We start from the raw sequence: 12,747 nt of genomic DNA, 5'->3' as shown, positions 1-12,747 counted from the left end.
CTCAATCAGCAGCCAAGGCGCCCCAGGAGAAGCCGGGCGGCCAATCCACCGGAGCCACCAGCAAGGCGATCAAGGCTCAGCCACACCCGACCCTCCCGGGCCAGCCAAGAACTTACGGATCGAGGCTGAGCCCCACTCCCGCATCCCCCGCGCACGCCCGCGGGGCGTGGGGCAAGATCGGGGCATGCCCGCCACCGCGTCCGAGCCCGGCCCGTCGGGGCGCTACCCCGTGACCCTCGCCCCCGCCGCCCCGATGGTGCTCGGCGGTGCACGGGTGCTCCCGGTGGCGCCGCTGCGCGTCTACACCTGCGGCATCACGCCGTACGACGTCACCCACGTCGGCCACGCGGCGACCTTCGTGTGGGCCGACCTGCTGGCCTCGGTCGCGCGGGCCTCCGGCGCCCAGCCCGTGCTGGCCCGCAACGTCACCGACGTCGACGACGTGCTGACCGCGGCCGCGGCCCGGGCCGGTCGTCACTACGACGAGCTCGCGGTGGTGCAGGAGTTCCAGTTCGACCGCGACATGACCGCCCTGGCCGTCGCCCGACCCGCCCTCACCCCCCACGCCCGCGGCCACGTGCCTGCGGTCGTGCGGCTGGCCGCCGCCCTGCTCGACGCCGGCGCTGCCTACGAGCACGAGGGACACGTCTACTTCGACGGCGCCGCCGTGCCCGCCCGCGCCGGCCTGGACGAGGCGACGGCCCTGCGGCTCTCCACGGAGTACGGCGACCAGGAGGGCGCCCCCGGGCGTCGCTCGCCCTTCGACGTCGCGGTGTGGCGTCCCTCGACCGAGGACCAGCCGGCGTGGCCGAGCCCGTGGGGCTGGGGCCGCCCAGGGTGGCACGCCGAGTGCGCCGCGATGGCGATCAGCAGCCTCGGTCACGCGATCGACGTGCTGGTCGGCGGCGTCGACCTCGCCTTCCCGCACCACGCCTACCAGGCCGCGATGGTCGAGGCCGCCACCGGCGTCGCGCCCTTCGCCCGCGCGACCCTGCACGTCGGGGAGGTGCGGCTCGGCGGGGAGAAGATGGCCAAGTCCACCGGCAACCTCGTGCTGGTCGCCGACCTGCTCCAGCGCTTCCCGGGTCCCGTGCTCCGGCTCGGCCTGCTCCACCGCCCCGTCGAGGCGCCGTGGGAGTGCGACGAGCAGGTGTTCGTCGACGCCGGTGCGCTCCTCGACCGGCTGCACGAGGCTGCCGGCCCGCCGAGCGGCCGCACCGAGGACGCCGAGGGTCGGGGCCGGGTGCTCGCCGCGCTGCTCGACGGCCTCGACGTCCCGGCCGCGGTCGAGGTCGCGCTCGCGGTCGGCGGGGACGCCGCGGGCTACCTGCTCGACGTCCTGCGCCTCACCGACCGCGCGGGCTGATCGCACACGCCGAGTCGGGCCAGCCCCGGAGCCACCCGCACCCACCCGGACCGCCGAGGTCGGGTCGGCTCTGCCGACCCGGGGCGTGCGGGGGCGAGGGGGAAGGACGCTGCCCCGGAGGAGGGTGGATGGGCCTGGCCCCCGTCTCGTGAGGGACGAACGAGACGGGTGGTTCCGACGAAGGGGCGGCGTCCTTCCCCCTCGCCCCCGTGGGCCCCACCCCCGGCGGAGTCGAGCCGGGGCGGCCCACAGCCAGCCCCCCACCGCCGTACGTCTCAACTGGAACGATCCAACCCACCCTGCCCGGTCGGGGCCGCGGGTCCGGACTAGCGTGACGTGAACCTGGCGGACTCCGGAAGGCGAACGATGGTCGACACCACCGCGGTGAGCAGCAACGACGTTGAGAAGGTCCTCGACGAGGCGGGTGTCTCCAACCCGCACGTGCGGGAGTACGTCACCTACTGGGCCGGGATCACCCAGCCCGCCCGCGTCGAGGTGGTCAACGCCTCCGACGACGCACGGCTCATCGCCGAGGCCCTCGAGGCCGGCGAGCTCCAGCCCGCCGGCGAGGGGCTCTACTACTCGCGCTCCTACTTCAAGGACACCGCGCGCTCGGAGGAGCGCACCATCGTGGCGACCTCCAAGCCCGAGGACCGCGGCGTCTACAACAACTGGCGCGACGGCGAGGAGATGAGCGCCGCCCAGCTGGAGCGGATGCGCGGCCAGTCGGCCGGCAAGACGATGTACGTCGTCCCCTACCTGATGGCGCCGCAGGGCTCGCCCCTCGAGGCGTACGCCGCCGGCGTCGAGCTCACCGACAACCGCCCGGTCGTGCTGCAGATGATCCGGATGGCGCGGGTGGGCGTCTCCTACCTCGACCAGCTCGCGGACCCCGCGCACTTCGTCCGCGCCGTGCACGTCACCGGCGACCTGGAGAACCTCGGCCAGGGCACCGCCGAGGACCAGCGCTACTTCGTGACCGTCGCCGACCAGCGCACGATCCTGCACTTCGGCTCCTCCTACGGCGGCAACGCCCTGCTGGGCAAGATCGCGCACGGCCTGCGCCAGGCCTGCTACGACGGCCGCGCGTCGGGCCGCTTCCTGGCCGAGCAGTTCATGCTGCTGGGCATCTCCGACCTCGAGACCGGCAAGCGCTGGCACATCGCCGGCGGCTTCCCGAGCGCCTCGGGCAAGACCAACCTGGCCATGACCCTGGCCCCCGACGCCCTCGGCTCGCGCTACCGCGTGGACTTCTACGGCGACGACATCGCCTGGCTGTGGGTCGGCGACGACGGCCGCGTCTACGCCATGAACCCGGAGTACGGCGTCTTCGGCGTCGCGAAGGACACCAACGCCTCCACCAACCCCGGCGCGCTGGACTCCATCCAGCCCGGCTCCGGCGCGATCTTCACCAACGTCGCCTACAACGAGAAGACGCAGGAGGTGTGGTGGGAGGGCAAGACCGAGAACCCGCCCGCCGACCTCGACGGGTGGCTGGACTGGAAGGGCGAGCGGATCTCGGACCGGGAGAACGGCGACGACTCCCCGTGGGCGCACCCCAACAGCCGCTTCACCACCACGCTCGCCAACGTCCCCAACGTCGCCGCCGACTTCGAGGCCCCGCAGGGCGTCCCGGTCGACGCGATCATCTTCGGCGGCCGCACCCGTGACCGCGAGCCACTGATCCGCGCAATCACCGACCTCGCCGAGGGCGTCTACGACGGCCTCACCCTCGGTGCGGAGGCGACGTTCGCCGCCGACGGTCTCGACGGCCAGCTGCGCTACGACCCGATGTCGATGCGGCCCTTCATGGCCTACGGCGAGGGCGACTACGCCGCGCACTGGCTCACCATCATCGGCGCGGCCAGCAACCCGCCGATCTTCGCCCACGTCAACTGGTTCCAGCGCGACGCGGAGGACGGCCACTTCCTGTGGCCCGGCTACCGCGAGAACCTCCGCCCGCTGCTGTGGCTGATGCAGTTCAAGGACGGCGAGGTGAAGGGCGTGCAGACCCCCGTCGGCGTCATCCCCGCCGAGTCCGAGCTGGACCTGGACGGTCTCGAGGTCCCCGCCGAGGACCTCCACCGGCTGCTCACGATCGACACCGACCGGTGGCGCCAGGAGATGGGCTTCCGCGAGGAGCACCTGAAGCAGTTCGACCGGCTGCCCGAGGAGATCTGGGAGGCCCACCGCCGGGTCGCCTCCGACCTGGGCTGACCCTCACGTCGCCGAACCGTCAGTTCTGAACCCTCGACCCGTCACCTCCGCACCCCCCCGTGTGCGGAAGTGACGGGTCGAGGGTTCTTTCCTGACGGTTCGGCGGTGCGGAAGTGACGGTTCGGCGGTCTCAGGAGAGCCGGACGGGCAGGGTCTCCCAGCCGCGCAGGATGCGGGTCGGACGGCGGGTGCCGCCGGGCACGACGGCGAGGTCGGGGAAGCGGTCGTGCAAGGCCTTGAGGCCGACCTCGCCCTCCATCCGGGCCAGGGCGGCGCCGAGGCAGTAGTGCCGGCCGGCGGAAAAGGCGACGTGGTCGCGGGCGTTCTCGCGGGTGACGTCGAAGGTGTGCGGGTCGGTGAAGACCTCGGGGTCGCGGTTGGCGCCGGCGAGCAGCGTGGTGACGACCGAGCCGGCCGTGACCTGCCGGCCGGCGACGGTGGTGTCGCGCAGGGCGGTGCGACCGGTCAGCAGCACCGGCGGGTCGTAGCGCAGGACCTCGTCGACGGCGTTGCCCCACAGGGACGGGTCCTCGCGCAGCAGCGCGCGCTGCTCGGGGTGCTCGTGGAGCAGGGCGGTGCCGTTGGAGAGGAGGTTGACGGTCGTCTCGAAGCCCGCGGCCAGCACGAGGCCGGCGGTGGCGAGCAGCTCGGCCTGGCTCAGGCCGCCGTCCTCGTCCTGGATGGCGACGAGGCGGGACAGGAGGTCGTCGCCGCGGTTCTCGCGCAGGTGCTCCAGGTGGCCGACCAGCCACGTCCGGAAGTCGTCGAGCGCTGCCTCGACCGCCCGCATCTCGCCGAAGGACAGTCCCAGGTCGAGCGAGGGGGCTGCCGCCGTACCGAAGTCCAGGACGCGCTGCCGGTCGGCCTCGGGCACCCCGAGGATCTCGGCGATGACGGTGACGGGGAGGGCGGCGCAGTACGTCGGGACGATGTCGACCGGCTCGCCGGCCGCGGCCCGGGCCTCGAGGTCGTCGAGCAGCCGGTCGGCGATCTCCTGGGTGCGCTGGCGCAGCTCCTCGACGGCCTTGACGGTGAAGACCCGAGTGACGAGCTTGCGGTAGCGGGTGTGCTCGGGCGGCTCGACCACCAGCAGCGAGGGCGGGTTGAGCGGACCGATCCGCTCCGGCTCCTCCGCCCAGAGCGCGAGCTTGCCGAGCGGTCCCTCCCCGGGCAGGAAGACCCCGGCGTGGAAGTCGTTGCTGGTCAGCACCTCGCGCACCACGGGCAGGGAGACCGTGACGTAGGCGAACGACGACTTGTGGATCGGCCCGCTGGCTCGCACCTGCTCGACGATCGGCCACAGGGCGCTGCTGTCGCCGGAGCCGGTGCGCGTCACCAGCTGCCCCTGCAGGTCCCCGCGCTTGGCCGCGCGGTGCATCAGTCGGCTGGGCAGGCCGTGGCCGAGCCCCCAGCGGACCCGCTGCTTGACCCCGCCGACGGCGCGTTCGCGCAGGCTCTGCGGGGCGCGGGTCGGGGCGGGAGGTGCGGGCGCGAGGGAGGGCTGGGCCGACATACCGACAGTGTGCACGTTGGTGCGACGACGGTCACCGTGCCGCGCGTCATTGCACGCTCAGCGCGTGGTGACCTCCGCGTCCCTCACGGAGCCGCCCACCCGCCGCGGCCACCAGAAGCGCTCGCCGAGCCGCACCGCGATCGCGGGCACCAGCACGGTGCGCACGAGCAGGGTGTCGAGCAGGACCCCGACGCAGATGACCACGCCGAGCTGGGCCAGCACGACCAGCGGCAGCACGCCGAGGGTGGCGAAGACGGCCGCCAGCAGCACGCCCGCGCTGGTGATCACGCCACCGGTCGCGGCGAGCGCCCGCAGCACGCCCTCCTCGGTCCCGTGGGTCTCGGCCTCCTCGCGGGCCCGGGTGACGAGGAAGATGTTGTAGTCCACGCCGAGGGCCACCAGGAAGAGGAACGCCAGGAGCGGCGTGCCCACGTCGAGCCGCTCGAAGCCGAGCACCTGGGTGAAGAGGATCCAGGAGATGCCGAGCGCGGCGGCGTACGTCGCCACGACCGTGCCCACCAGGATGATCGGCGCGACCAGCGACCGGAGCAGGCCGACGAGGGCGAGCAGCACCAGGCCCAGGATCAGCGGCAGGATCCGCACGCGGTCGCGGTTGGCCGCGTCGCGCTCGTCGATCCGCGAGGCGTCGCTGCCGGCGACGTGGGTCTCCCCGGGTAGGTCGGCCGCGTCGAGGTCGTCGCGCAGCTGCAGCACCGCGTCCTGGGCCTCCTCGGTCCCGGGGTCGGCGGCCAGGACGGCGTCGACCTGCACGACCCCGCCTCCCTCGGCGCTGATCCGAGCCGAGGCCACGGAGCCGGAGGACTCCACCGCGGCGAGGACCTCCTGCGGTGCGGCGGTCGAGAGGACACGGGCGGGCTCGGTGGTGCCGGAGGGGAAGGACTCGCCCAGCCGCTCTGCGGCGGTGATCGCCTCGGGCTCGTCGAGGAACTGGTCCGAGAGACCCAGGCCGGTCTTGATGCCCAGGGCGGGCAGGGCCACCAGCACCAGCAGCAGCCCGGAGGCGACGGCGACGGTCGCCGGTCGGGCGGCCACGCTGCGACCCACGCGGCGCCACAGGCGGGCGGTGTCGACGGTGCCCTGCGAGCCGATCTTCGGCACGCGCGGCCAGAAGATCCAGCGACCGAAGACCACCAGCGCGGCGGGCAGGACCACGAGGACCATGGTCGCGGCCACGACGATGCCGACGGCGCTGGCCAGGCCGAGCCCCCGCGTGGCCGGGGTGAGGGAGAGCAGCAGGGTCAGCACGCCGACCACGACGGTGAGCGAGGAGCTGAGGACCGCCTCGGAGGTGCGGTGCAGGGCGCGAGCCATGGCGACGTGGCGCGACTCCTCCTGCCGCAGCTCGTCGCGGTAGCGGGAGATGAGCAGCAGGGCGTAGTCGGTGCCGGCTCCGAAGACGAGCACGGACAGGATGCCGGTGGTCGACTCGTCCCAGGCGATGCCGGTCGCCTCGAGCGCGTGGGTGGCCAGCACGACGGCGAGCCGGTCGGCCACGCCGACGACGAGCAGCGGGATCACCCAGAGGAACGGGCTGCGGTAGGTGAGGACGAGCAGGATCGTGACGACGGCGGCGGTCGTGGCCAGCAGGGTCAGGTCCGCACCCTCGAAGACCTTCGCGAGGTCGGCCTGGACGGCGGCCGGTCCGGTGACCTGGACCTCGATGCCGTCGGGCGCGGACTCCGCGAGCGACTCGCGCAGCTCCTCCACGGCGTCGGCGTTCTCGACGTTGCCCTCGGCCTGGATCTCCAGCGGCAGCAGGGCTGCGGTGCCGTCCTCCGAGGGGATGGGTGCGGCGTCGGGGGCGGTGCCCTCCAGGTCGGCGACGACCCCGGCGAGCGCCTGCAGGTCCGGGCCGGTGAGCTCGCCGGACTCCGCGGTCCACAGCACGATCGCGGTGCGGCTGGACTCCTCGGGCAGCTGCTCCGCGAGCAGGGCCGCCTCGGCGGCGCCGCTGCCCTCGGGCAGGTTGTCGGTGACGCCGATCGTGCGGTCGGCGGTGCCGAGCGCGACGATCAGCCACGCGCCGAGCAGCAGCGGCAGCAGTGCCGCGATGGGGGCGACGCGGGCCCGGGTCGTCCAGGTCGACCAGCGGGGAGGGGCGTGGGGAGCCATGGCAGACTTGCACCTGTTCTCTCAGTCAACTGATTGCTAACTCAGTGAGCGATATTACGGACACCTCCCAGCAACCGGACCACCCGGTCGGTCCGGCGACCGCGTTCGCCGACGCCTGGGAGCAGACGCCCTCCCTGGAGGCACTGCGCAGCCTCGTGCGGGCGGGCTCGCGCGTGCGCCCGGCCGTCGCCCGCCGCAGCGGGCTCACCGAGACCGAGCTCGTCACGCTCGAGCGGCTCGTCGAGGGTCCGGTGGGGTTCGCCGAGCTGGCCCGGCTGCTGGAGGTCTCCACCGCGGCGGCGACCGGCATCGGCGACCGCCTGGAAGGCCACGGCCACGCCGTACGCCGGGCGCACGCCTCGGACCGGCGCCGGGTCGAGCTGCACATCACCGACTCCGGCCGCGAGGAGGTGCTGGGCCACCTGATGCCGATGTTCCGCGCGCTGGCCGAGCTCGACGCCGGGTTCAGTCCCGAGGAGCGCGAGGTGGTCGCGCGCTACCTGGACGGCGCGCGGGCCGCACTGGCCCGGGCGGCGGAGGGGACCGAGGGCGACGTCAGCGCCGACGGGCGAGGGTGAGGGCGAAGTCGCCCGCGGTGACGCCGTCGCCGTCGTCCCACACCCGCTCCACCTCGAAGCCGGCCTCGGCCAGCTCCTGGGCGACGAGCCGCGGACGGAACTTGGTGGAGATCTCCACCCGGATCTCCTCGCCCAGGCCCAGCTCGAGGACCAGGTCGGCGCCCGGCACCCGCACGGTCTGCGGGGCCTCGGCGCGCAGCCGCAGGTCCATCCGCTCCATCTGGCCGTCCCAGAACGGGACGTAGCTGAAGGCGCCCGGGTCGAAGTCGGCACCGAGCTCGCGGTTGAGCACGTGCAGGCTGTTGCGGACGAAGGCCTCGGTGACTCCCGCGCGGTCGTGGTAGGCCTCGACCAGGCGGTCCACGGGCTTGACCAGGTCGGTGCCGAGCAGCAGCCAGTCGCCGGGCTCCAGGGAGTCGGCGAGGGCGCCCAGGAAAGCGCGTCGCTCCTCGAGGTAGAGGTTGCCGATGGTGCTGCCGAGGAAGGCGACCATCCGCGACCCGCTGGGGCGGCGCGTCGGCAAGTGGGCCAGGTGCAGGGTGAAGTCGCCGACCAGGGCCTCGACCGCGAGGCCGGGGTAGGTGCGGCTGAGCAGGTCGGCCGCGTCGCGCAGGGTCTGCTCGGCCACGTCGACGGGCACGAAGCGCTCCAGCCGCCCGGCGGCGGTGAAGGCGTCCAGCAGCATCCTGGTCTTGTCCGAGGTGCCGCTGCCGAGCTCGACGAGCGTGGTCGCGTCGCTCGCGGCGACGACGTCGGCGGCGTGCCGGGCCAGGATCGCCCGCTCGGTCTCCGTCGGGTAGTACTCCGGCAGCCGGGTGATCTCGTCGAAGAGCCGCGAGCCCTCGTCGTCGTAGAGCCACTTCGGCGGCAGCGTCAACGGACGCGAGCCGAGGCCGCGGCGCACGTCCTCGACCAGCGAGCCGGCCGCCCAGTCGGCGTCGAGCAGGACCTCCACGGTGGGTCGGACCGGGTGGCTCATGAGTGCTCCTCCTGGCGCACGGGGGCGCCGCCGTCGGCCAGCCGCACCCCCGACATCGCCCAGCGGGCGGCGTGCGGAAAGAAGTTCCGGTAGGTCAGTCGTGCGTGGTCGGGCGGCGTGAGCGCACAGCCGCCCCGCAGCACCATCTGGTTGGACATGAACTTGCCGTTGTACTCCCCGATCGCGCCATCAGGGGCGCGGAAGCCGGGGTAGGGGTGGTACGCCGAGGAGGTCCACTCCCAGCAGTCGCCGTAGAGCTGCCGCAGCCGCGGGCCGCCCGCGCTCGGCGCGGCCGCCGCGCGCGGGTGGAAGGACTCCAGGTCGGCCAGGTTGGCGCCGCTCGTGGTCGGCGCTCCCGGGTCGCGCTGGCCGTCGACGACGGCCGCGTGCTCCCACTCGGCCTCGGTCGGCAGCCGCTTGCCGGCCCAGGTCGCGTAGGCGTCGGCCTCGAAGAAGGAGACGTGGGTGGCCGGGCTCGCGGGGTCGACGGGCCAGGTGCCGTGCAGCGTGTGCTCGAGCCAGACCCCGTCGTGCTCGGACCAGTAGAAGGGGGCGCGCCAGCCCTCGGCCTGCACCCGCGCCCAGCCCTCCGAGAGCCACAGCTGCGGGCGCTCGTAGCCGCCGTCGGCCATGAACGCCAGCCACTCCCCGTTGGTCACCAGCCGGTCGGCGATGCGGTAGGGCTCCAGCCACTGGCGGTGCCGGGGCAGCTCGTTGTCGAAGCAGAAGCCGTCGCCACCGTGACCGACCTCGACCAGGCCGCCCTCCACCTCCAGCCACCCCAGGCGGTCCGGCTCCCCGGGCGCCCGCCTCCCACCGGCGTACGACGGCTGGAGGGGGTTGCGGGAGAGGACGTGCTTGATGTCCATGAGCAGCAGCTCCTGGTGCTGCTGCTCGTGGTGGAAGCCGAGCTCGAGCACCGGGGCGAGCTTGCCGAGGGCGCCGTCGTCGAGCCGCTCGACCAGCTCGCGCACGCGGGCGTCGACGTTGCGGCGGTAGTCACCGACCTCGTGGGCACCGGGCCGGGTCACCAGCCCGCGGTCGGGTCGGGCGTAGCGCGGGCCGAGGGACTCGTAGTAGCTGTTGAAGAGGAACCAGTACTGCTCCTGGAACGGCGTGAAGCCTTCCTCGTGCTCGGCGAGCAGGAAGGTCTCGAAGAACCACGTGACGTGCGCGCGGTGCCACTTGGTGGGCGAGACGTCGGGCATCGACTGGACGGTCTGGTCCTCCGGGGACAGCGGGGCCGCCAGGAGCTCGGTGTGCGAGCGCACCTGCTCGAAGCGTGCGACGACGGTGGTGGGGTCCCACTCGGCGGTCGCTTCGGGTGTGGCCGGGTCTGGCATGGCGGAGTCCTCTCCGAGACAGGCCTCCACCGTCGCGCAGACCGCCGACGGGTGTCGACCCCGGAAGGGTGACGTGCGGGCGACCGCGGGGTGTCGAGCGCCCGGTGCGGCAGAGGTGTTCACGGATTCGTGATCTCGCACCACTCCTAGGGGTGAGCGGAAGCAGGCGGTGACGAGACACCGTGGGGGGCATGACCCCGGCCGTTCCCCTGCGCATGGAGGCCGGCGACGACCTCCATGCTTCGCTCGTGGACCTGGCACGGGGTCGACGCGAGGCGCTGGCGCGGGTCTACGACGGCACCGCGGAGCCTGCACTGCGGCTCGCGCTCGCCCGGACCCGGGGCGACCGGGTCTCGGCGGAGCAGCTGTTGTGCCGGGCGTACGTCGAGGTGCGCCGCCGTGCGGCGGAGTACCCGACTTCCGGCATGCGGGCGCTGCCCTGGGTGCTCGGGGTCGCGGCGCGCGCCTGACCCGGGCTCAGAGCGCGGGTGCGGCGCTGGTCGTGCCCGGCTTGCGGGGCTCTCCGAGCGCGACGGCGAAGACGACGACGTTGGAGGCGTAGCCCGTGCCGTCCCAGTCGGTGCAGGAGACCAGGACCAGGCGCCCGTCGCCGGCCTCCTGGCCGAAGACGTCGACCGCGTTCACGGCCAGCTCGTCCTTGTCGTAGACCTTCTTGCGCTGCACGAGGTAGCGCATCGTGCCCTCGGCGGTACGCACGTCGACGACCGCCCCCCGGCGTACGTCGCGGAGCGGGTCGAGCGCGCCGCCGCCGGTCTTGACCGTGTGCCCGGCGATGACGGTCGAGCCGGTCTCGGAGCCGGGCTGGGCGCTGGCGTCCCACCAGCCCACGTCGACCACGTCGCGGGGCGGGTCCAGCACGAGGTCCTCGCTGAGCGCGATCGGCACCACCGGCGCCTCGATGTCGAGCGAGGGGACGAGGAGCAGGACGGGGTCGGCCGGGTCGAGCGAGCGGTACGCCGACCTCGGCGGCGGCTCCTCGGAGGGGATCACCAGCCCGCCGACCACCAGACCGCCGCTGAGCAGCAGCAGGGCGGTGCTCACGGCCGCGAGCGCGCCGCTGAGCCGGCCCAGGAACGAGTCCAGCCGGCCACCGGGGGAGCGGGTGCTCCCACCGGTGGCCGGCTGGTCGTTCACGCGGTGTCCCTCAGCGTGCGCGGATCAGGCGCGCAGGCTGCGGCGGTAGCTCGCCACGCCCGCACCGGCCGACAGCGCGACCAGCGCCAGCAGCGCCAGGTTGCCGCCGGCGCCGAGGCCGTCGTCACCGGGGCCGGCGCTCTCGACGCCCGCGGGCACCGCAGTCGGGACCGGCTGGGGCTGCGGGTTCGGGTCCGGGTCCGGGTCGGGGTCCGGGTCGGCCGCGACGCGGGTGTTGGGGCCGCAGGCGGACTCGCCGATCTGGGCGCTCAGCACCTGGAAGCCGGCGGTCTCGGCCGCGGGCAGCAGGTTGAGGTCGAGCGCGGTGACCTCGATGGAGTCGTCGCTGGGGAACTCCTGCTTGTTGAGGGTGATGTCGAGGATGTTCTCCTCGAGCGGGGCCAGCTGCTCGCCGACCTGCTCGAGCGCCTCGGCGAGGACCTCGGCACCGTCGATGACGGCGGTCAGGGGGCCGAGCGCGCCGTCGATGGCGGTCTCGAACTCCACGCGCAGGGCGTCGAGCAGGGACTGCACGACGACACCGAGGTCGGTGACGACCTTGGTGTTCGGCGGCGGGTTGGTGGGCAGCTCGACGAGGTCGATGCGGGTGCCGCCCAGGGTCGCGAAGAGCGAGGCGTCGGTGATGTCGGTGCCGCCGGCGGCGGTGCCCGGCTCGGCGGTGCAGAAGCTCTGGACGGCGCCGAGGTCCAGGCCGAGCTCGATGCCACCGCCGTCGAGGACGGTCTGCAGCGCGGTGGTGAGGCCGGCGAGCAGCGGGTCGAGGACGGGCTGGAGCGCGTCCTGCAGCTCCTGGGGGAACTGGTCGCCGAGGATCTGGATGCCGGTCAGGTCGGCGCTGCCGGCGTTGAGCGCCAGGTTCTCGCCGGGGACGAGGCAGCCGCCCTCGGCCACCTCGACCAGGGTGGCGCCGTCGCCCGCGAGACCGGCACAGGCGGCGGAGAAGCCGCGGCGGTCACGGATGACCGTGTCGGCGTCCTGCGAGAGCGTGCCCGCCTGGATGAAGCTCTGCCCGCCGAGGGCGGAGACCGCGGGCTCGTTGGAGCCGGTGGTGGTCTCGCGCTTGCCGTCGTTGGTCACGGTGTAGGTGCCGCTGTCGGTGGGCGTGCCGCCCAGCGTCAGCCGCAGCCCCGTGGCGCTGGCCTGTGCGACCGGCTCGGCGGCCATCGCCGGACCGGCGCTGACTGCCAGCACGGCGGCAGTGGTGAGCAGCGCGCCGCCGCGTGAGAGTCGTCGTGTCGTGTTCCCCATGTCGGGCACCCTCCCAGGTGGTCTTCGTGTCGTCGCGCCGACCGCAGGAGCAGTCGGAGATGTCCCCCCTGTCAGGTGCAACGCGGGAACCGGGGCCGGGTCACGGCTTCGCGCCGGTTTTCCTGTGCGGGACAGCAGGCGTGCGGGACGAGGCTGATGGGTGGGGCCGCGTCGCCGTCACCGTACTGCCCGCT

At 73.6% G+C, this 12,747-nt stretch carries 10 protein-coding genes; 4 read left to right on the top strand and 6 right to left on the bottom strand.

The annotated features are described in order from the left end of the window. Nucleotides 1-184 precede the first annotated feature (184 nt). Both ACYVID_RS15545 and ACYVID_RS15540 read left to right on the top strand, forming a co-directional pair. On the top strand, nucleotides 185-1,366 hold the full coding sequence (locus tag ACYVID_RS15545) for a cysteine--tRNA ligase (protein ID WP_460738561.1): 1,182 nt from the start codon (nucleotides 185-187) through the stop codon (nucleotides 1,364-1,366). 366 nt (nucleotides 1,367-1,732) lie between these two features. Continuing rightward, nucleotides 1,733-3,583 (top strand): phosphoenolpyruvate carboxykinase (GTP), encoded by a 1,851-nt coding sequence (locus ACYVID_RS15540; protein WP_460738560.1) that lies wholly within the window; start codon nucleotides 1,733-1,735, stop codon nucleotides 3,581-3,583. A gap of 130 nt (nucleotides 3,584-3,713) precedes the next feature. Here ACYVID_RS15540 and ACYVID_RS15535 read toward each other — a convergent pair whose 3' ends face one another. Next, the gene (locus ACYVID_RS15535) at nucleotides 3,714-5,096 is read right to left on the bottom strand and encodes a cytochrome P450 (RefSeq protein ID WP_460738558.1); all 1,383 of its coding nucleotides are present in this window, start codon (nucleotides 5,094-5,096) and stop codon (nucleotides 3,714-3,716) included. A gap of 57 nt (nucleotides 5,097-5,153) precedes the next feature. Beyond that, nucleotides 5,154-7,229 carry an MMPL family transporter gene (locus ACYVID_RS15530; protein WP_460738556.1) on the bottom strand — a complete coding sequence of 692 codons (2,076 nt, stop codon included), beginning with the start codon at nucleotides 7,227-7,229 and terminating at the stop codon, nucleotides 5,154-5,156. Nucleotides 7,230-7,273: 44 nt separating this feature from the next. Here ACYVID_RS15530 and ACYVID_RS15525 point away from each other — a divergent pair, with 44 nt between their 5' ends. Further along, on the top strand, nucleotides 7,274-7,807 hold the full coding sequence (locus ACYVID_RS15525; RefSeq protein ID WP_460738554.1) for a MarR family winged helix-turn-helix transcriptional regulator: 534 nt from the start codon (nucleotides 7,274-7,276) through the stop codon (nucleotides 7,805-7,807). Here the strand turns inward: ACYVID_RS15525 and egtD are convergent. Together egtD and egtB are read right to left on the bottom strand one after the other, a co-directional pair. Continuing rightward, complete coding sequence (egtD, locus tag ACYVID_RS15520; protein ID WP_460738552.1) at nucleotides 7,785-8,786, bottom strand: L-histidine N(alpha)-methyltransferase; 1,002 nt, start codon at nucleotides 8,784-8,786, stop codon at nucleotides 7,785-7,787. The genes ACYVID_RS15525 and egtD overlap by 23 nt on opposite strands. Then, nucleotides 8,783-10,129, bottom strand: a complete 1,347-nt coding sequence (egtB, locus tag ACYVID_RS15515) for an ergothioneine biosynthesis protein EgtB (RefSeq protein ID WP_460738550.1) — start codon at nucleotides 10,127-10,129, stop codon at nucleotides 8,783-8,785. Before egtB ends, egtD begins: the two co-directional genes overlap by 4 nt. Nucleotides 10,130-10,320: 191 nt before the next feature. Between egtB and ACYVID_RS15510 the strand changes: the two genes are divergently transcribed. Then, complete coding sequence (locus ACYVID_RS15510) at nucleotides 10,321-10,599, top strand: sigma-70 family RNA polymerase sigma factor (protein WP_460738548.1); 279 nt, start codon at nucleotides 10,321-10,323, stop codon at nucleotides 10,597-10,599. Nucleotides 10,600-10,606: 7 nt separating this feature from the next. Here the strand turns inward: ACYVID_RS15510 and ACYVID_RS15505 are convergent, their stop codons facing one another. Further along, nucleotides 10,607-11,284, bottom strand: coding sequence for a class F sortase (locus ACYVID_RS15505; RefSeq protein WP_460738546.1), 678 nt, complete (start codon nucleotides 11,282-11,284; stop codon nucleotides 10,607-10,609). A gap of 24 nt (nucleotides 11,285-11,308) precedes the next feature. Then, nucleotides 11,309-12,553, bottom strand: a complete 1,245-nt coding sequence (locus ACYVID_RS15500; protein ID WP_460738544.1) for a hypothetical protein — start codon at nucleotides 12,551-12,553, stop codon at nucleotides 11,309-11,311. Nucleotides 12,554-12,747: the final 194 nt, after the last annotated feature.

Source organism: Nocardioides ginkgobilobae, from assembly GCF_054781275.1.
The sequence above is the reverse complement of the archived record's forward strand: the minus strand, read 5'-3'. Positions and strand labels throughout refer to the sequence as shown.